The organism is Idiomarina sp. Sol25, assembly GCF_033052775.1.
GTDB lineage: Bacteria > Pseudomonadota > Gammaproteobacteria > Enterobacterales > Alteromonadaceae > Idiomarina.
This window is the reverse complement of the sequence record NZ_JAUPEW010000253.1, coordinates 1-233: the sequence shown is the minus strand read 5'-3', so window position 1 is coordinate 233 and position 233 is coordinate 1. Positions and strand designations below refer to the sequence as shown.

Annotated in this window: 1 protein-coding gene; it reads right to left on the bottom strand. The window is 66.1% G+C overall.

Features of this window, described 5'->3' with window-relative positions:
- Window positions 1–33: 33 nt before the first annotated feature.
- Window positions 34–233 (bottom strand): hypothetical protein (locus Q5L94_RS14185; protein ID WP_317498989.1); only part of this gene is annotated, 200 nt, incomplete at its 5' end.

Below are 233 nucleotides of genomic sequence, written 5' to 3'. Positions count from 1 at the left end.
TGTGATCGCGCGCGAGCCGGCGCCCGGTCGGGCCTAGTGCAGATTGATCGCGTCGAGCGGCAGGTGAAGTTCCGCGGCGCGCTCTTCGCGGTCCTTCTTGCGAAATTCGCTGTCCGTTCGCTCGAACTTCGCCAGTTCGGTCGCCACGGCCTCCGGGAGGTGGTTGCGACGGCGGGCTTCGGATTGCGTGTGGTCCATCATGACTGAGATCCCCAAGAGGGCGGTGGTTCGCC